Origin of the sequence: Saccharothrix mutabilis subsp. mutabilis, assembly GCF_039521145.1 — a bacterium.
Taxonomy (GTDB): Bacteria; Actinomycetota; Actinomycetes; order Mycobacteriales; family Pseudonocardiaceae; genus Actinosynnema; species Actinosynnema mutabilis.
Map to the genome: position 1 here is coordinate 578,089 of NZ_BAAABU010000001.1, position 17,894 is coordinate 595,982.

Here is a 17,894-nt window from a genome sequence, read left to right on the forward strand (position 1 = left end):
TCCGACGCGCCCCGCCACGACACCCCTCCGGAGGTCTCCCCGCCGTACGACCCTCGACTACACCGCTCGGAGGACACGGTGTCGAGTACTCCCGACGCGGTACCGGTAATGCCCCCGGCGACCGACGCGCCCGCCCCCGCCCGGCTCCTAGCGTCCCCGGCACCGAAAAATCCCGGGGGTAAGGGGAGCGATGTCCACACCGCTGATCGAACTGCACGGCGTCACCCGCAGGTACGAGAACGGCCCACCCGCGCTGCGGGACGTGTCGCTGACCGTGCGGGAGGGCGAGGCGGTGGCCGTGCTCGGGCCGTCGGGCAGCGGCAAGTCCACCCTGCTCAACCTGGTCGCGGGCCTGGACCGGCCGGACGAGGGCACGATCACCGTGGCCGGCACGCGCGTGGACGGGCTGAGCGAGGCGGGCGCGGCGCGGCACCGGCGGGCCGGCGTCGGCATGGTGTTCCAGTTCTTCAACCTGCTCGACGACCTGACCGTGCTGGAGAACGTGGTCCTGCCCGCGCGGCTGGCCGGGACCGGCCGGGCCGACGCCCGGCGGCGCGCGACCGCGCTGCTGGAGCGGCTGGGCATCGCGCGGCACGCCGCCGCCCACCCGGGCCGGCTCTCCGGCGGGGAGCGGCAGCGGGTGGCGGTGGCGCGGGCGCTGGTGAACCGGCCGCCGCTGCTGCTGGCCGACGAGCCGACCGGGGCCCTGGACGGCGCGTCCGGCGCGGACGTCGCGGACCTGCTGGTCGAGCTGAACGCCGACGGGCAGACCGTGGTGCTGGTGACGCACGACCGGGAGTTGGCGCGGCGCTGCACCACCCGGACCGTGCGGCTGGTCGACGGCCGGGTGGCGCTGGACGAGGTGACCGTCCGGTGAGCGCTCTGCTGAGCCTGGTGCGCGCCGGGGTTGCCCGGCGGCGCGTGCAGTCGGCGGTCATCGGGCTGGCGACGATGATGTCGGTGACCGCGGCGGTGCTGGGCGGGTCGCTGCTGGTCGTGTCGTCCGCGCCGTTCGAGGACGCGTTCGCCGCCCAGCGGGGCGCGCACCTGTCGGTCGAGTTCACCGCGACGGCGCGGGAGGCGGCGGCCACCGCGGGCACGGCGGCGGCGTCCGCCGGTCCGTTCCCGAGCGCGTCGTCGGCCGTGCGCGCCGACGGGATCGACCTGCCGCCGGTGACGGTCGTGGGCCGCGCCGACCCCGGCGGGCCGGTCGACCGGCTGACCCTGGTCGACGGCGAGTGGGCGGACGGCCCGGACGAGATCGTCGTGGCGACCTCGTTCCCGATGACGGGGTTCGTCGGCAGGCGGGTGACGCTCACCGACCTGCCCGGCTCGCCGTCGCTGGAGGTCGTCGGCGTGGCCCGGTCGGTCACGCGCACCGCCGAGGCGTGGGTCGCGCCGGCCGTGCTCACCGAGCCGCGGGGCTACCAGGTGCTGTACCGGCTGGCCGCGCCGCTGGAGGTGGACAGCGCTCTCTCGGCGATCACGGCGGCGGTGCCGCCGGACGCGGTCGCGGGGTCGCGGTCGTGGTTGACCGCGAAGCGGGAGGCGGTGCGGGAAAGCGCTCTGTTCGTGCCGTTCCTGGTGGCGTTCGGCGTGCTCGGGCTGGTGATGTCGGTGCTGGTGGTGGGCAACGTCGTCGCGGGCGCGGTCGGGTCCGGGGTGCGGCGGATCGGGGTGCTCAAGGCGTTGGGGTGCACGCCCGGCCAGGTGGTGTGGGCGTACGTCGGGCAGGCGCTCGTGCCGGCGGTCGCCGGGGTCGCGCTGGGGGTGGTCGCGGGCAACCTGCTGGCGATCCCCGTGCTGGGGCAGACCGAGGAGGTCTACGACGCGGACCTGTCCGTGCCGCTGTGGATCGACGTCGTGGTGGTCGTCGGCGCGCTGGGCGTGGTGACCGGGACGGCGTGGGTGGCCGCGCTGCGGGCCGGGCGGTTGCGGACCGTGGACGCGCTGGCCGTGGGGCGCACGGGCGCCACGCGGGGCCGTTCGGCGCTGCGGTGGTTCGGCGGGCTGCCGTTGCCGCTGGCGCTGGGCCTGGCCCGGCCGTTCGCGCGGCCGGCGCGGGCGTTCGGGATGGTCGCGGCGGTCGTGTTCGGCACCGCCGCCGTCACCTTCGCGATGGGGTTGGGGATGTCGTTGGGCGTCATCCAAGGGGCGCGGGACTACGACACGTCCGACGTCACCGTGGGGCGGGAGGGTCCGCCGCGGCCCGGCGCGGTCGATCCCGACCCGGCGGTGGTGGGCGCGGCCATCGCGGCGCAGGCGGGCACGGACCGGTACTTCGGCCTGGCGCGGACGGAGGTGACCGTGCCGGGCATGGCGGGGTTCTCGCAGGTGTTCGCCTACGACGGGGACGCGAGCTGGGGCGGTCACCCGATGATCGCCGGGAGTTGGTACGCGCGGCCCGGCGAGGCCGTCGTGCCGACCGCGTTCCTGACCGCGACCGGGAGCCGGATCGGGGACACCGTCACCCTGCGGCACAAGGGGGAAGCGGTTCCCGTGCGGATCGTGGGCGAGCTGTTCGACACCCGGCACGACGGCCTGGCGGTGTACGTTGACGCGGCGACGTTCCCGGACCTGAAGGCGGGGACGTTCTTCGTGGCGGTGAAGGAAGGTGTGGCTGTCCAGTCCTATGTGGACGGGTTGAACGCGGCGCTCGGGTCGGCTTCGCAGGCGCGGCCCGGTGACGCGGGGCAGCTGAGCGACACGATCGCGGTGATCGGCGCCCTGACCGCGCTGCTGACGTTGATGCTGGTGGCGGTGTCGGCGATGGGTGTGCTGAACACGGTGCTGCTCGACACGCGGGACCGGGTGCGGGACCTGGGCATCCACAAGTCGTTGGGCATGACGCCGCGGCAGACCATGGCGCTGGTGGTGTCGTCGGTGGGCGTGGTCGGTGTGGTGGGCGGCGGGTTGGGGGTGCCGTTGGGGGTGGCCCTGCACGACCGGATCGTGCCCGCGATGGGTCGGGGGGCGGGGACCAACCTGCCGGCGGCGGCGTTCACCGTGTACTCGCCGTGGGTGGTGGCGGCGCTGGTGGCCGGCGGGGTGGTGATCGCCGTGCTGGGCGCGCTGCCACCCGCCGGGTGGGCCGCGCGGACCCGGACGGCCACCGCGCTGCGCACCGAGTAGGCGGACGGGAAGCCGGCCGGCCCGCTCGGGGTGCCCGGCCCGCGGGCCGAAAGCCGGCCGGCGCGCAGAAGCCCGACAGCGAGCCGGGGGTCAGCCGGTGGGCAGCAGTTCCCGGCCCCGGTCGTGCCACCACGCGTCGAAGGCGGGGCTACAGCCCTCGCGGGCGGCGTACGCGGCCAGGACCCGGGCGTGGATCTCCTCGACGTGCGCCGCCACCACCGTGTCCGGCCGGTAGTACAGGCGCAGCTCCTGCCACAGCGGCTGGTCCTCCAGCGCCCGGACGGCGATGCTGCCCGGCCGGTCGCGGCTGGTGGCCAGGGCCGGGGCGACGGCGAGCTTGGCGTGCACCAGTTCCAGCATCGTGGCCAGGCAGTGGGTGCTGTGCGGTTGGCGCAGCACCAGGCCGTGCTCCCGGCAGGTCCGGCTCAGGTACGCCGACCACCGGGTGGTGCCGGGCGGTTCGTCCACCCACGGGTGGTCCAGGACGTCGGCCAGCGCCACCGGTCCCGGCCGCACCACCGGGTGGTCGTGGGCCATGGCCACGAAGACCGGCTCGGCCGGGTGCACCAGGACGCTGGCCACGCCGGGCGGGGTGGTCGTGCCGGGCAGCGGCGGCCGGTAGACCAGCGCGAGGTCCAGTTCGCCGATCGCGACCTTCTCCACGCTGATCCGGTCGTCGGTGTCCTCCACCAGGTGCACGTCCGCGCACCACGGCTGCTCGCGCAACCACCGGCTGACCACGACGTGCAGGAACCCGCAGTACCCGCCCACCCGCAGCGGGTCCGACGGGTTCCCGCGCCGCGACCACTCGGCGACCCGCTCGGCGATCGCGCCCATCCCGCCCAGCACGACGCGGGCCTGCGCCAGGACGTCGGTGCCCAGCGGGGTGGGCAGGCAGCCGTACTCGGTGCGGAAGAACAACGCGCCGCCCAGGCTGTGCTCGATCCGCTTGAGCAGCCCGGACAGCGCCGGCTGGGACATCCCCAGCAGGCGGGCGCCCCGGGTGAGGCTGCCGGTGTCGTCGATCGCGATCAGCGCGCGCAGGTGCCGCACTTCCAGCTCCACGGGCCACTCCCCTGCTCCACGTAGGCGCGGCGGCTGGCGCGACCGTACCGCCGCCGCGCGCACGTGAGGAAGGGGTCGGCTACGGCTTGGCCGATTCCAGCGTGTACTGGCCGGACCCGCTGTAGGAGCGCAACTGCCAGCGGTAGCGGCCGGCCGTGCCCGTGTAGGTGACCTTCTCGGTGGACGTCGGGCCGGTGCCGGAGGCGACCGTGCGCCAGGCCGTGCCGTTCCACTTCTGGAGGTAGAGGTCGAAGTCGGTGTTCGCCGGACCGGTGAGGCACGCCCGGTGCGCGCCGGCCGCGGCCTCGTAGTAGCCGGACTTCGGTTCGACCGCCGTGCCCTGGGAGGCCAGGGTGCCGGTGGACGCGGTGCCGCAGGCGGGCGGCGGTCCGCCGTCGGAGGTCACCAGCGTGACGCCGTAGCGCTGGAGGATCTCCGGCACGGGCTGGAAGTAGGTCGTGGCCGCGCCGCCCTTGCAGTCGCCGGAACCGCCGGAGGTCACGCCCTGGGCCTGGTTGCCGGAGATGGCCGACCCGCCGGAGTCGCCGGGCTCGGCGCAGGCCGTGGTCTCGATCGCCTGGTAGACCTTGCCGATGGACGGCCCGTAGTCGACGGTCGCGTTGCGGGAGCGGATGGTGCCGCAGTGCCAGCCGGTCGTGCCGCCGGACCGGCAGATCGACGCCCCGACCGGCGCCTCCTCCGCGCCCGCGACGGCGACCCGGCCGCCGTTGTAGTCGTTCACCGCGCCGACCGGGGTGTTGCCCGCGTCGGTGCGCACGAACGCCATGTCGTCCACGGGGAAGCTGGACCCCTCGAACCGGCCGCCGGGCTGGGTGGTCGTCTCCCCGACGTCGCCGCAGTGCCCGGCCGTGATGAACCCGCCCACCACGGAGAACCCGACCGAGCACCCGTACTGGCTGGTCCAGTACCGGTTCCCGCCGACCACGTCGATCAGCGGCCGGGCCCGCTCGGTGCTCTCGACCAGCCGCACCGCCCGCGCGTCCGCCCCGCTGCGCGCGACCCACGCGGCGACGGCGTCCCGCGTGCCGGGCCGGTGCTTGACCACCACGACGTTCGCGGCGGCGTCCACGTGCCAGCCGGGCACCCCGTCGGGCGCTCGGCCGGCGACCCCGTCGAGCTTCTCCTTGGCCCGGTCCAGCTCCGCCTCGGACCGCGCGACCACCCGAGCCACCCCACCGGCCGCCCGCACGTCGTCCGCGAGCCGCCCCTCGGTCACCCCGACGACCAGCACCCGCGCCTCGGCGTCGAACCAGCTCCCGCCGAACCCGTCCCCCAACGCCCGACGCACGCTCCGGTCGACCCCGGCCGCGACCCGCTCGGCGGCGAGCAGCGAAACCGGGTCGGCGACCCCGAGGTCGCGCTGGATGGCCGACAACACCCGATCTTCCCCGGCGACCGCGGGCGCGCCACCCACCAACCCGGCCACCACGACACCGACCACCGACACGACCACAGGCGACGACCGCAACCCGAACACGCGACTCTCCTCACGACGCAGGGAACCCCGGCACGGCGCAGGACCGGCCGGTTCCCCGGAACGTAAGCGCGCCCCACCGGCCCGGGTACCTCACAACAACCCATAGCACCGCCGGCGCCGGCCCGGCCGCGGGTGTTTGTGCCGGTGGCGGGCGGGTAGTCGGGGGTCATGGGTGATGAACGGATCCGGTCGGAGCAGCAGGAAGACGTCGAGCGCGCCGACTACCTGCCGGAGGAGCACGCGCGCGACGCCATCCAGGTGACCACGCCCGGCGGTGGCGGCGAGCCGGTGGACGACGAGCCGGACGAGGTCGCCCAGGACGCGGGCACCGCCTACTCCGGCGGCCCCGAGGAGCAGGCGCTGCACATCGAGCAGCGCGAAGCGGGCGGCGGACGGGTCGACCGGCCCACCTCCGGCTACGTCGAGGACCGGACCGGGGGGTGAGGGCGCACGGCCGGCGCGTGAGCGGGCGCGGGTGGGTGCAGGGACCACCGGGCCAGGTCGAGCGCATCCGCTAGCGGGACGTCGCGGACGCGGTAAGCGTGCACGCCGGCGGCCGTGGCGAAGGTCAGGGTGGCCAGGTCGTTGCGGCGTTGGAAAGGCGACCGGGTCAGCTGCCACCCGACCACGCCCTCCCGCCGCAGCACCACCGTGCGCCGGGCGAACGTGCCGGACCGCATGACCACGACATCGCCTGCCACACCGTGCCCCAACGCCCGGTAAGCGTCGAAAGCCAGCCACACGCCGGCCGCCGACGCGACCACGCCCACCGCCAGCGCCGCGTACGCGAACACCGGAGCCAGCACGCCGAGCGCCGCGACTACGAGCACCGGCGGCACCACGACCAGCGGAACCCGCCCCAGGCGACGCCGCAAAGCCGACACCGGGTGCCGCCGCAAGGCCACCGGGCGCCGCCCCGGAGCCGACACCGGGTGCCGCCGCGGGGCCACCGCGCCTCCGCCCAGCACCGCCGACGCCACCCGCCACGCCAACGCCACCGGCGCGGGCGGCAGCAGCGCCGACCCGGCGGCCGACGACCGGTCATCGGCCGTGCCCACCCCCACCGCGATCACGTTCGTCCGCGCCGCGCCCACCAGCCGCAACAGCAGCGGCTCGGTCACCTGCACACCCCGCACCCGCGCCCGGTCCACGGTCAGCGACCGCGTGGTCAGCAGCCCCCGCCGCACCCGGAACGCCTCCCCCACCCGGGACAGCCGGAAGTCCCACCACGTCTCCACGAACCACGCCGTCGAGCCGCACGCCCCCGGCACGACCACCGCCGCCACCAACCCGAGCACCGCCACCCACCCGGGCAGGCCGGCGACGTAGGAGTACACGCCCCGCACGACCCCCAGCTCGTACGGCTCCACCCCGAACGCGTCCAAGGCCCGGTACGCGCCACCCAGCGCCACCCCGACCCCGCCGACCGACCAGAACGTCAACGGCCCGTACTTCAGCCACGCACGGTCCACGACGGCCAGTGGCTCCTCACGCCCCGACGGCCACAGGCGGTCCCGCAACGCCGACGCCCGCGCCCGGGTCACGCCGTCCAGCCGCAGCCCGCCCTCCGCCGTCGACACCTCGACGGTCGCCAGCCCGAACACCCGGTGCACGGGCCGCGCGGTCACGTCCACACCCCGGATCCGGTCCACCGCCGCCGTCCGCACCCGCCGGAACACCAGCCCCGACCGGACCTCCACCCCGGCCGCCGTGACGCGGTACCGCGTGGTCGCCCACCGCAGCACCACCACGCCCGCCACCACCAGCGAGGTCACCACCAGGCTCGCCAGCGTGATCACCGCCGCCGGGGTCACCCCGTCCAGCAGCACGACCCCGACCGCCGCCACCAGCGGCCCGGCCACCCACGACACCCCGACCAGCACCAACCGGGGGTGCAGCCGCTCCCACCCGGTCACGTCGCGTCACCCCCGTGCCGCCGCACGGCCTGCGCCAACTCGTCCACCAACCGCTCGGCCACCGCCCGGTCCAGCCCCTTGATGGTGACCGCGCCCGCCGTGGACGCGGTGGTGAGCGTGACCCCGGTCAGCCCGAACGCCTGTTGCACCGGCCCGCGCAGCGAGTCCACGGTCTGCACCCGCGCCAGCGGCGTGACCCGCCACTTCTGCCACAACCACCCGCTGCGCGCGTAGACCACGTCCTCGGTCACCTCCCACCGGTGCACCCGGTACCGCCACCGCGGCATCACCACCACGTACGCCAGACCGACCACAGCGGACACCACCGCCGACGGTCCGAACAGGAACCGCGTCGGCGGGATCGTCAACGCCAGCACCCCGAACACCACCACCGGCGGCAACGCCCACAGCGACCCCACGGCCGTCCACCACCCGATCGCCCGGCGGTCCAGCCGGTGCCGCGGCGGCCGGAGCCCCGCTTCCCCAGTCCACAACGGACTCCTACCTCCCTGCTCGCCGACGCCTTCGACGCTAGGTCCGCGCGCGGTCGGCCCGGGACGACCGGTCGGTGGACCCGGCTGTCCGTCGACCGGTGGACACCGGCGGGTGACCCGGCTCTGGTAGGACTGGGCGCGTGTCCGAAGCGGGAACGGCCGTCGCGCCGCAGCGCCGACTGGTCCTGTGGGACCTCTACTTCGCGGTCTCCTACCTGGTCACGGCCGTGCTGGTGCTGGACAGCGCGGCCGTCGTGCCGCTCACCGCCGGCGCGGTCTGGTACGTGGTCGCGGGCCGGCCGGCGATGGCGGTGGAGGACCGGCGCGGCGGCGTGTTCGCCGGTGTCCTGTTCGGACTGTTCGCGGTGGCCGTGCTGCTCAAGCCGGTCAGCGGGTTCGCGCTGTTCGCGGTCGTGCCGATGCTGTTGACGACCCTGCCCACCGCGCCGGCGCTGGTCCTGGCGACCGTCGGCAACCTGCTGCCCGCGGTGGTGGTGTGGTGGCACTTCGGCGCGGGTCCCGAGCTGCGGGGGCTGCTGCCGATCACCGCGCTGGGCATCGCCGTCTCGACCCTGATGGGCCTGTGGATCACCAAGGTCGTCCGCCAGAACCGCGAACGCGCCCAACTCGTCGACGAGCTGCGCCGCAACCGCGCGGAGGCCGCCCGCCTGTCCCGCGCGGCGGGGGTGGCCGCCGAACGCGAGCGCCTGGCCCGCGAGATCCACGACACCCTGGCGCAGAGCCTGACCAGCGTCATCAGCCTGATCGACGCGGCTGAGTCCGACCCGCGCGCCGACCGGGCCCGGCTGCTCGGGCTGGCCCGCGCGGCGGCGGAGGACGGCTTGGCCGAGGCGCGGCACTTCGTCGCCGCCCTCAGCCCGCCTGCCCTGCGCGGCGGGTCGCTGGCCGACGCCCTGCGCCGCCAGGCCTCCGGGCCGGGCGTCGACTACGACGTGGAGGGCACGGAGGTGCCGCTGCCGATGGCCACGCAGGTCGTGCTGCTACGGGTGGCGCAGGAGGCGATGGCCAACGCCCGCAAGCACGCCGGCGCGACCCGCGTCGCGGTGACCCTGGTGTTCGGGGAGGTCGAGGTCGAGCTGGCGGTCGTGGACGACGGGCGCGGGTTCGACCCCGCCGCCGCGACGGGAGGGTTCGGCCTGGCCGGGATGCGGGCCCGGGTGGAGGAGGTCGGCGGCGGCCTCACCGTCACCACGGCCCCCGGCGAGGGCACGATGATCACGGCCACCGTGCCGGTGGGGAGCGCGCGATGACCACGACGGTCCTGCTGGCCGACGACCACCCGGTGGTCCGCGAGGGCCTGTCGGCGATGCTGGAGGCGGCGGACGTCGAGGTCGTGGGCCGGGCCGCGTCCGGCGCGGAGGCCGTGGCGCTGGCCGTGCGGGCGAAGCCGGACGTGGTCCTGATGGACCTGCGCATGCCGGGCATGGACGGCGTCGAGGCGACCGCGCGGATCGTGGCGGAGGCGCCGGGCACGCGGGTCGTGGTGCTGACGACCTACGAGAGCGACGCGGACATCCTGCGCGCGGTGGAGGCGGGTGCCGCCGGCTACCTGTTGAAGGGCGCTTCGCGGGTGGAGCTGGTGACGGCGATCCAGGCGGCGGCGCGCGGCGAGACGGTCCTGTCGCCTTCGGTGGCGCAGGTGCTGTTCCGCGCGCGGACACCCCGACCCCAGGCGTTGTCCAGCCGGGAGCGCGAGGTGTTGGCGCTGGTCGCGCGGGGGTTGAGCAACGCGGAGATCGGCCGCGAGCTGTTCATCGCGGAGGCCACGGTGAAGACGCACCTGCTGCGGTCGTTCAAGAAGCTCGACGTGTCCGACCGCACGGCCGCGGTCATGGCCGCCGTCGAGCGCGGGTTGCTCGCGTAGGGGTGTCGCGGGGGTTGCCGTCCGGGGGGCGGATCAGCACGCCTCCACCAGCAGGCCCATCGACTGGGCGCGCAGCACCGTGGACAGGCGGTCGGTGGTGCCCAGCTTGCGGTAGACGTTCTGGAGGTGGCGGTGGACGGTCCGGGGTGAGATGTCCATGCGGCGGGCGATGGCCTCGGCGGTCAGGCCCTGCGCGAGGACGGTCAGGACCTTGTGCTCGCGCTCGGTGAGGCCGTGGTCGGGGACCGTGCCCGCCCAGGTCGTGCCGGCGCGGTCGAACAGGCCCGGTTCGCAGGCGTCCAGCAGGGCGCGGGCCTGGTCCAGCTCGCGGCGCTCGCGCTCGGGCCGGCCCGCCTGGCGGAACAGCGCGGCGGCGATGACCCTCGCCCGGCCGGCCTGGACCGGGTGGTGCGCCTTCTCCAGCAGGTCGGCGGCCTGGGCGGCGGCGGTCGCGGCCTCGGCGGGGTCGGTGTGGCGCAGGGCGGCGGCCTGGGCGAGGCGGGCGAAGCCGTGCCGCAGGCGGCCGGGGAACTCCGCGACCATCGACCGGGCGTACTCCGCCCAGCGGACGGCGTCGGCGGTGCGGTTGCGGGCGCTGTCGGCCAGGGCCAGCAGGGCGCACCACTCGACGGTGGCCAGCGGGTCCACCAGCGGGAGGTCGAGGCTGCCGCCCGCGTCGAGGAGCCGCTCCACGCACCGGCCGGGGTCGTTGGAGTGCAGGGCGGCCAGGCCCAGCGCGTGGTGCGCCGGGAAGTCGGGGCTCGCCGCGACCGCCTGCTCGGCCAGCCGCAGCCCCTCGGCGACCTCGCCCCGCCACACGGCGATCCGCGCCAGGCCGGCCAGGGCCAGGGCGTCGGACGCGCCGGTCGTCCGGTGGGTCTCGGCGGCGTCGCGGTAGCACTCGGCGGCGGCGGCGAGCCGACCCAGGCGTTCCAACGCCTCGCCGCGCGCTTGGGCGAGGTCGCCCAGGACGTCACCGCGGTCCTCGTCGCGGGCGGCGCGGACGGCGCGGTCGAGGTGGCGCAGGGCGTCGGCGGGGCGTTCCAGCGCGGTGAGGGCGCGGCCCAGCCACAGCAGGGCCTCCGGCGGGCAGTCGGCGCCGGCGGCGAGCGCGACGGCCTCCTCCAGGAGGTGGGGCGTGCGGCGGTCGACGGGTTTGCCCAGCCGGACCGCGAGCGCCGCCACCAGCAGGGCCGGGTCGCCCAGCCGGCGGGCGGCGCGCACGACGTGGTCGGCGCGGGTGCGGTCGGCGGCGGGGTCGGCGGCCAGGCCGATCGCCAGCAGCAACCGGCCACGCCGGTCGGTCAGGTCGCGCTGCTCGCGTTCGAGCAGGGCGTTCGCGTCGGCGTGCCGACCCTGGGCGCGGTCGGTGAGGGCGCAGCGCAGGGCGATCTCGGGCCGGTCGGGCGGGCACAGGGCGAGCAGGTCGCGCACGGCCCGGCGGTGCTCGTGCGGCCGACCGGCGGCGTGGGTCGCGGCGACCAGGCCGCGCAGGAGGTCGCGGCGGGTGGCGGTGTCCGCGCGGGGCGTGCGGCGGAGGGCGGCGTCCAGCCAGTGCGCGGCCACGGCGGGCGCGATGCGGGCGGAAGCCTCGGCCGCGGCCACCAGTCCCTCGACCGACCCCAACCCGCCCAACCCCAACCCGCCCGACGCCGACCCGCCCGACGCCGACCCGCCCGACCCGGACCCGCCCGACCCGGACCCGCTCGGCGCGGCAGATGCGGCCGTGCAAGGGGCGTCTGGTCGGCTCCGGTCCTCCGCGGCGGTGGTCTCGACCAGGTGGGTGTCGGCGGGCAGGCGAAGGCGGTGGTCGTCGGCCACCGCGATCACCACGTGGGCCGTCGGCGGGTGGCGGAACAGGTGGTCCAGCAGTTCCAGGGTCGCCGGGTCGGCCAGGTGCGCCTCGTCCACCGCGACCAGCAGGCCCGGGGTCCGCGCGATCGACTCGACCAGTTCGGCGGCGGTGCGGTGCACGCGGTGCCGTTCCACGGCGTTGAACAGGCACGCGGCACGGTCCAGCGACGCGTGCAGCACAGCGCCCAGCAGCAACAACGCGTTCTGCGCGGTGACGGCCTCCACCCCGCGCAACGCCCGCCGCAGGACCCCGAACGGCACGAACCGGTCGGCCTCGGCGGCACGCGCGTGGACCACGGCCATCCCGTCCCGCCGCGCCGCCCCGGCCAGCTCGGCCAGCCACCGCGACCGGCCGGCGCCCGCGACGCGAACCGCACGCGGCCCGCCGGGTCTCAGCACGTCGGTGGAACTCGTGGTCATGGCACCTCCCGGGGACAAGGAGGGGACCGGCCGGCGGGGGATACGCCTTCTGCGGAAATCACCCGGACGGGCGCGCCACCCGCAGGTCCACCTGGAGCAGCACCGGCGACACCGCGAACCCGGCCCGCACGTAGCTCGGCACCGCCCGCTCGGTCGAGTACACGGTCACCCGCTCCAGCCGCAGGTCGCGGGCCGCCGCCAGCACGTCCCCGACCAGCCGCCCGGCCACCCCGCGCCGCCGGTCGGCGGGCCGCACGTACACGCACTGGAGGTCCCCGGACGCCCGGTCGAACGACCGCGGGTGCGGCACCCGCGCCACCACGCCCAGCCACGCCATCCCCAGCACCACGCCGTCCCGCACGGCCACGGAACACCGGTGCGAGGCCGTGTTCGCCGCCGCCCAGTCCGCGAACCGCGGCACGAACTCCGCCGGCGGCACGGGCACCGACCCGTGCACCTCCTCCACCCACCGCCACCGCAACTCGCCGACGGCGGCCAGTTCACGCGGTCGCGCGGCACGCACCTCGATGTCGTCCACGACCCCCAGTCAACCGGTCCGTTCGGCAAACCGGCCGGTTTTTCCGCCGCACAGCGGGACAATGGCGGGAAAAACTCGACAGGGGGTCGGGCGGTGCGAGACGGGGGGCTGTTCACACCGTTGCGGGAGCAGGTGTTCCGGCGGTTGGTGGCGGGGCGCGGGTGCGCTGAGCTGGCCAACGCGATCGCGCCCGTGGCGCTGGCGTTCGCCGTGCTGGACGTGACGGGGAGTCTGGTGCAGCTCGGGGTCGTGGTCGGCGCGCGGTCGCTGGCCGTGGTGCTGCTGGTGCTGTTCGGCGGGATGCTGGCCGACCGGCTGCCGCGTTCGGTGATCCTGCAGGGCACCGCGCTGCTGGCCGCCACCACGCAGGCCGTGATCGCGGTGGGCGTGCTGGGCGGGTTCGCGACGTTGCCGCTGCTGGTGGTGCTCAGCATCGCCAACGGCGTGACGTCGGCGATGTCGCTGCCCGCGGCTGCCGCGCTGACCCCGCAGACCGTGCCCGCGGCGATCCTGACGCAGGCGAACGCGGTGGCGCGGATGTTCGTCAACAGCGGCCGGTTCACCGGGGCGGCGGTCGGCGGCGTCCTGGTCGGCGTGTTCGGGCCGGGGTGGGCGATGTCGGTCAACGCGGGGGTGTTCGTCGCGGCGGCGCTGGCGTACCGGGCGGTGCGGGTCGAGCGGACGCCGCGCGCGGCCGGGTCGGCGTTCAAGGACTTGGCCGACGGGTGGCGCGAGTTCACCGAGCACACCTGGGTGTGGGTGGTGGTGCTGCAGTTCATGGTCGTGAACGCGGTGCTGGCGGGCGGCTTGTTCGTGCTCGGGCCGGCGGTGGCCGACCAGTCCATCGGGCGCACGGCCTGGGGTTTCGTGATCGCCGCGCAGACGATGGGCGCGTTGGTCGGCGGGGTGCTGATGGCGCACTGGCGGCCCCGGCGGGCGTTGTTCGCCGGGGTGGCGGTGGTGCTGCTGGAGGTCATCCCGTTGATCACGCTCGCCAAGGCGCCGCACGTGCTGCCGTTGCTGCTGGCGATGTTCGTGGTCGGCTTGTCGGGCGAGGTGTTCGTGGTGGCGTGGGACGTGTCGTTGCAGGAGAACATCCCGCCGGACAAGCTCGCCCGCGTCTACTCCTACGACATGCTGGGGTCGTTCATCGCGTTGCCGGCGGGTGAGGTGGTGGCCGGGCCGTTGGGGACGCGGTTCGGCACGGAGACGACGTTGCTGGCCGGGGCGGTGGTGTTGGCGTTGGTCACGTGCTGGTCGTTGTCCAGCAGGCAGGTGCGCGGGTTGGTGCGGCGCGCGTCGGTGGAGGCGTCGGGCTGAAGTCCAGTTTCGCGGAAGTGGCCCGCGACAGCGGTTCCGGGCGCGTGTCAGGGTCGGCACGCGTTCCCCGAGACCCTTGGAGTGACCCCGTGGACCCCGTGCTGGCCGCCGACCTCGCCGCCCTGCCGGACGTGCTCGACACCACCCGCCGGTACGCGGCGGACGTGCTGGCCGGGTTGGGTGACCGCCCGGTGAGCCCGGCGGTGACGGCCGATCCGCGTGCGCTGCCGGTGGTGGGCGGGGGTTTCGCGGGCGCGCTGGCGGAGTTCGGTGAGCGGTGGGCGGACGGGTTCGCCGCCTCCGCCGGTCCGCGCTACCTGGGTTTCGTCACCGGCGGCGCGACGCCGGCGGCGGTGGCGGGCGACTGGCTGGCCGGCGCGTTCGACCAGAACCCGTCGTCGCGGAGTGGGGCGGAGGCCGCGACCGAGCTGGAGCGGGAGACCGTGCGGTGGCTGGCCGAACTGTTCGGAGTGGACGGTCACACCGGCGCTTTCGTCAGCGGCGCGACGATGTCGAACTTCGTCGGCCTCGCGCTCGCGCGGGAGTGGCTGGGCGAGCAGCGCGGCGTTTCGGTGGCGGAGCAGGGGGTCGCGGCGCTGGGTGAGGTGACCGTGTTGTCCGGTTCGCCGCATTCGAGCGTATACAAGGCGTTGTCGATGCTCGGCCTGGGCAGGGGTTGCGTCCGACTCGTGCCGACGTTGGCCGAGCGGGAGGCGGTCGACGTGGGGGCGTTGGAGGGGGTGCTGGGGTCGGTTTCGGGGCCGGTGGTCGTGGTGGCCAATGCGGGGACGGTCAACACGGTGGATTTCGACGACCTGCGGGCGTTGGTGCGACTTCGGGAGCGGTACCCGTTCTGGCTGCACGTCGATGCCGCGTTCGGCGGGTTCGCCGCGTTGAGTGGCGAGCACGCGCACTTGGTGGACGGGTTGGCGGAGGCCGACTCGGTGTGCGTGGACCTGCACAAGTGGCTCAACGTGCCGTACGACTCGGCGGTGCAGTTCACGCGGCGACGCGACTTGCAGGTGAGGGTGTTCCAGAACGCTGCCGCTTACCTCGGCCTGCCGACCGACGACCCGGACTTCGTGCACTTGACTCCCCAGAACTCGCGCCGGTTGCGGGCGTTGGCGGCTTGGTTCGCGCTGGCGGCGTATGGGCGGGAAGGACATCGCGAGGTGGTGGAGCGGTGCGTGGCACAGGCCCGGCGGTTGGGGGCGTTGCTTGACGGGACGGCCGGGGTGCGGTTGTTGGCTCCGGTGCGGCTGAATGTCGTGTGTTTCGCGGTGGATGGGGCGGAGGTGGGCGAGGTGATGGAGCGCGTGAACGGGTCGGGCGAGGCGTTCCTGACGCCGACGGTTTATGCCGGGCAGCCGGCAATGCGGGCGGCGTTCAGCAACTGGCGCACGACGGACGAGGACACGGACCGCGTCTACGCCGCGATCGTCAAGGCGCTCCCGAACTAGCCCCTTCGCCGCAAGCGCCGCTCTTCGCCGCGCAGCGGCGTGCTTTTCGGCTGGGCTCCCAGCCACAAGGGGCCTTCGTGTTCCCCACCGTATGACCTGCCCGAAGGGCTACCACACTTTTCGGGGGTCGGGCCAAAAAGTTTTTGCGAGGCACGAGCAAAAAGTTTTTCGACCGACCCCCGAGAAGTGTGGTCGGCTCCGCCAGGTCATGCGGTGGGGAACACGCAGGCCCTTCCCCCCACTGGCGGCCTCCCCAGCCGCTTTTGATCTTGAGAGCGCGCCAGCGCGTCCTTCAACGCGCGAAGCGCTCCCAAGCGCGAAGCGCGTTCATCCTCAATTAGCGCGGAGCGCGTTCCGTGAGGACCCGCGAAGCGTGGGCTTGAGAGCGACAGCGTCAGTCCAAAGCGTAAAAGAGCCTCGCCGGCGGGCAGGCCGCCAAAGATGACACAAAAGCAAAAGAAAAAGCGGGGGCTTCTTGCTTGTGTCATCTCCGCATGGCCCGGCAAAGCCGACCACATTTTCCCGGGGTTGGTCGAAAAACTTTTGCTCGTTCCTCGCAAAACTTTTTGGCCCAACCCCGGGAAAATGTGGTAGCCCTTCGGGCGGGCCATACGGAGATGACACAAGCAAGAAGCCCGGGTTGGGGTGTGTCCCCTCCGGTGACTGCCCGCTCGGCTTCGCCGCTCAGGCGTGCAGGGTCGGGAGGATGTCTGTGGCGACTGTTTCTAGGATGTCTTCCTTGCCGGCGAAGGGGCCGGAGGCGCGTGGCCACGGGACGGCCATGTCGGTGAAGCCCAGAGCCTCCGCCCTGCCCAGGAAGTCGCGGTAGCACTCGGTGCTGGACAGCGAGTAGACCGGAGCGGCGTCGGTTTGGAGGATTCTGCGGAAGTTCGGGTTGTCGCCCAGGGTGTCGTCCAGGCGTGCGGAGAGGTCCGCCAAGGACGTCCACCAGTTGTCCAGGGTGTCGTGGCGGGTTCCCGTGGTGATCCAGCCCCGGCCGAAGCGCGCCGCCAGCGCCAGGGACTTCGGGCCGTTGGCTGCGACGATGAACGGGATGCGCGGCTTCTGGACGCAGCCCGGCAGGTTGCGGGCGTTGGCGGCTCGGTAGTACTCACCGTTGTAGGTGACGTCGTCCTGGGTCAGGAGCAGGTCCAGGAGTTCCACGAATTCCGCGTAGCGGGTGGACGGGCTGCGAACCAGGTTGGTGCCGCCGAAGACCTTCGTGTCGTAGCCGCCCTGGCCGCCTGCGCCCACGCCCAGCGTGAAGCGGCCGTCGGAGACGTCGTCCAGAGCCGTCAGCTCGCGGGCGAACGGGATCGGGTGGCGGAAGTTGGGTGATGCCACGAGCATCCCCAGTTCGATCCGGGACGTGACCGTGGCGGCCAGGGTCAGGGTCGGCACCGCGCTGAACCACGGGCCGTCGGACAACGGGGTCCACGCGACGTGGTCGAAGGTCCAGGCGCTGGCGAAGCCGTACCGCTCGGCGGCCTGCCACTTCGGCCTCGCCTCGGTCCAGCGGTACTCCGGCAGGATCGTGATCCCCGCGCGCATCCCCCAGCTCCAATCACTCGATCTGTTCGATCGAACACGCGCGATGTTCGTGTGTCAAGCGGGGCTCACGCGGTTGCCCGGCCCGCCCAGGTGAGCGGGGCGCGCACGACCAGGACGCCGTCGAGCAGCCACGCCTCGATGCGGTCCACGTCGACCACGGCGGGGATGGTGGCGCAGAAGTAGAAGCCGTCGGGCGGGCGGCGGGCCGTGATGCCGACGCGCGAGCGCAGCACCGGCACGCCGTCCGCCCGCACGTCGTGGTCGTGCACCTCGACCAGCACGTCCGGGCCGGGCAGGACGGTGGCGATCAGGTAGGCGTCGCGGGTGACGACGACGTCCACCGCGTGCGGGTCGCCGTCGTCGGTGGTGACGTCCCAGTCCCGCCCCAGGGTCCGGCCGATGAGGTTCCACCAGAGGTCCATCTCGCGCAGCGGCCCCGGGTCCGGTCGACCCCGGTGGACCGTCAGCCACTCCACGACCGTCACCTCTCGGTGGGTTTCGGGCACGTCGAACGGGGTGTACCCGCTCCAAGCGGGCACACTCTCGTCCGAACGGGTGAAGTTGTTACTCCGTGTCGGGGGCTCCGGAGGGTGACTGCTCCTCGACCACGGGCAGGTGCGCGGTCTCGGCGGCGGACTCGGCGTCCTCCACCAGTTCCGGTCCACCCCACTGCCCGTCGGCGGTGCCGAGTCTGTGCTTGCCCATCGTCGTACTCCCTCTCACAGGTTCCGGGGACACGTACCCGTGCTCCCGGGTGTTCA

At 74.3% G+C, this 17,894-nt stretch carries 16 protein-coding genes; 7 read left to right on the forward strand and 9 right to left on the reverse strand.

All coding sequences use genetic code 11. From position 1 onward, the window contains the following. Window positions 1-190: 190 nt before the first annotated feature. Together ABD126_RS02730 and ABD126_RS02735 are read left to right on the forward strand one after the other, a co-directional pair. Window positions 191-877, forward strand: a complete 687-nt coding sequence (locus tag ABD126_RS02730; protein ID WP_343931964.1) for an ABC transporter ATP-binding protein — start codon at window positions 191-193, stop codon at window positions 875-877. Continuing rightward, window positions 874-3,132, forward strand: a complete 2,259-nt coding sequence (locus ABD126_RS02735; protein ID WP_343931965.1) for an ABC transporter permease — start codon at window positions 874-876, stop codon at window positions 3,130-3,132. Before ABD126_RS02730 ends, ABD126_RS02735 begins: the two co-directional genes overlap by 4 nt. Window positions 3,133-3,222: 90 nt before the next feature. On the opposite strand, the gene ABD126_RS02740 is transcribed toward ABD126_RS02735, so the two are convergent. Continuing rightward, complete coding sequence (locus ABD126_RS02740; RefSeq protein WP_343931966.1) at window positions 3,223-4,197, reverse strand: LysR family transcriptional regulator; 975 nt, start codon at window positions 4,195-4,197, stop codon at window positions 3,223-3,225. A 79-nt stretch (window positions 4,198-4,276) separates the two neighbouring features. Then, window positions 4,277-5,695, reverse strand: coding sequence for a S1 family peptidase (locus ABD126_RS02745; protein WP_343931967.1), 1,419 nt, complete (start codon window positions 5,693-5,695; stop codon window positions 4,277-4,279). A gap of 168 nt (window positions 5,696-5,863) precedes the next feature. On the opposite strand from ABD126_RS02745, the gene ABD126_RS02750 reads away from it, so the two are divergent. Continuing rightward, window positions 5,864-6,139 carry a hypothetical protein gene (locus ABD126_RS02750; RefSeq protein ID WP_343931968.1) on the forward strand — a complete coding sequence of 92 codons (276 nt, stop codon included), beginning with the start codon at window positions 5,864-5,866 and terminating at the stop codon, window positions 6,137-6,139. Here the strand turns inward: ABD126_RS02750 and ABD126_RS02755 are convergent. Continuing rightward, on the reverse strand, window positions 6,112-7,611 hold the full coding sequence (locus ABD126_RS02755) for a PH domain-containing protein (RefSeq protein WP_343931969.1): 1,500 nt from the start codon (window positions 7,609-7,611) through the stop codon (window positions 6,112-6,114). The two genes, ABD126_RS02750 and ABD126_RS02755, sit on opposite strands and share 28 nt — an antisense overlap. Beyond that, a complete protein-coding gene (locus tag ABD126_RS02760) occupies window positions 7,608-8,030 on the reverse strand; it encodes a PH domain-containing protein (protein WP_343931970.1) in 423 nt (140 codons plus the stop codon). The genes ABD126_RS02755 and ABD126_RS02760 overlap by 4 nt, the downstream gene beginning before the upstream one ends. Before the next feature lie 215 nt (window positions 8,031-8,245). Here ABD126_RS02760 and ABD126_RS02765 point away from each other — a divergent pair, with 215 nt between their 5' ends. Next, window positions 8,246-9,376, forward strand: a complete 1,131-nt coding sequence (locus tag ABD126_RS02765) for a sensor histidine kinase (RefSeq protein WP_343931971.1) — start codon at window positions 8,246-8,248, stop codon at window positions 9,374-9,376. Next, window positions 9,373-9,990 carry a response regulator gene (locus ABD126_RS02770; protein ID WP_343931972.1) on the forward strand — a complete coding sequence of 206 codons (618 nt, stop codon included), beginning with the start codon at window positions 9,373-9,375 and terminating at the stop codon, window positions 9,988-9,990. Before ABD126_RS02765 ends, ABD126_RS02770 begins: the two co-directional genes overlap by 4 nt. Before the next feature lie 33 nt (window positions 9,991-10,023). Here the strand turns inward: ABD126_RS02770 and ABD126_RS02775 are convergent, their stop codons facing one another. Both ABD126_RS02775 and ABD126_RS02780 read right to left on the reverse strand, forming a co-directional pair. Further along, window positions 10,024-12,264 carry a LuxR C-terminal-related transcriptional regulator gene (locus tag ABD126_RS02775; protein ID WP_343931973.1) on the reverse strand — a complete coding sequence of 747 codons (2,241 nt, stop codon included), beginning with the start codon at window positions 12,262-12,264 and terminating at the stop codon, window positions 10,024-10,026. A 58-nt stretch (window positions 12,265-12,322) separates the two neighbouring features. Next, complete coding sequence (locus tag ABD126_RS02780; RefSeq protein WP_343931974.1) at window positions 12,323-12,802, reverse strand: GNAT family N-acetyltransferase; 480 nt, start codon at window positions 12,800-12,802, stop codon at window positions 12,323-12,325. Window positions 12,803-12,895: 93 nt separating this feature from the next. On the opposite strand from ABD126_RS02780, the gene ABD126_RS02785 reads away from it, so the two are divergent. Together ABD126_RS02785 and ABD126_RS02790 are read left to right on the forward strand one after the other, a co-directional pair. Further along, the gene (locus ABD126_RS02785; protein WP_343931975.1) at window positions 12,896-14,122 is read left to right on the forward strand and encodes an MFS transporter; all 1,227 of its coding nucleotides are present in this window, start codon (window positions 12,896-12,898) and stop codon (window positions 14,120-14,122) included. A gap of 89 nt (window positions 14,123-14,211) precedes the next feature. Then, complete coding sequence (locus ABD126_RS02790; protein ID WP_343931976.1) at window positions 14,212-15,582, forward strand: pyridoxal phosphate-dependent decarboxylase family protein; 1,371 nt, start codon at window positions 14,212-14,214, stop codon at window positions 15,580-15,582. 684 nt (window positions 15,583-16,266) lie between these two features. On the opposite strand, the gene ABD126_RS02795 is transcribed toward ABD126_RS02790, so the two are convergent. From ABD126_RS02795 to ABD126_RS02805, 3 genes are all read right to left on the reverse strand, one after another. Next, entirely contained in the window at window positions 16,267-17,133 is an 867-nt protein-coding gene (locus ABD126_RS02795) for an LLM class flavin-dependent oxidoreductase (protein WP_343931977.1), read from the reverse strand. A 65-nt stretch (window positions 17,134-17,198) separates the two neighbouring features. After that, the gene (locus ABD126_RS02800) at window positions 17,199-17,609 is read right to left on the reverse strand and encodes an Hsp20/alpha crystallin family protein (RefSeq protein ID WP_343931978.1); all 411 of its coding nucleotides are present in this window, start codon (window positions 17,607-17,609) and stop codon (window positions 17,199-17,201) included. Between the two features lie 88 nt (window positions 17,610-17,697). Continuing rightward, a complete protein-coding gene (locus ABD126_RS02805; RefSeq protein ID WP_343931979.1) occupies window positions 17,698-17,838 on the reverse strand; it encodes a hypothetical protein in 141 nt (46 codons plus the stop codon). Between the last annotated feature and the right edge of the window lie 56 nt (window positions 17,839-17,894).

What these genes read in the sequence shown, in the direction of transcription:
- ABD126_RS02730 (WP_343931964.1), top strand. Translation starts at nt 191, where the DNA reads ATGTCCACACCGCTGATCGAACTGCACGGCGTCACCCGCAGGTACGAG.
- ABD126_RS02750 (WP_343931968.1), top strand. Translation starts at nt 5,864, where the DNA reads ATGGGTGATGAACGGATCCGGTCGGAGCAGCAGGAAGACGTCGAGCGC.
- ABD126_RS02770 (WP_343931972.1), top strand. Translation starts at nt 9,373, where the DNA reads ATGACCACGACGGTCCTGCTGGCCGACGACCACCCGGTGGTCCGCGAG.
- ABD126_RS02775 (WP_343931973.1), bottom strand. Translation starts at nt 12,264, where the DNA reads ATGACCACGAGTTCCACCGACGTGCTGAGACCCGGCGGGCCGCGTGCG.
- ABD126_RS02795 (WP_343931977.1), bottom strand. Translation starts at nt 17,133, where the DNA reads ATGCGCGCGGGGATCACGATCCTGCCGGAGTACCGCTGGACCGAGGCG.
- ABD126_RS02805 (WP_343931979.1), bottom strand. Translation starts at nt 17,838, where the DNA reads ATGGGCAAGCACAGACTCGGCACCGCCGACGGGCAGTGGGGTGGACCG.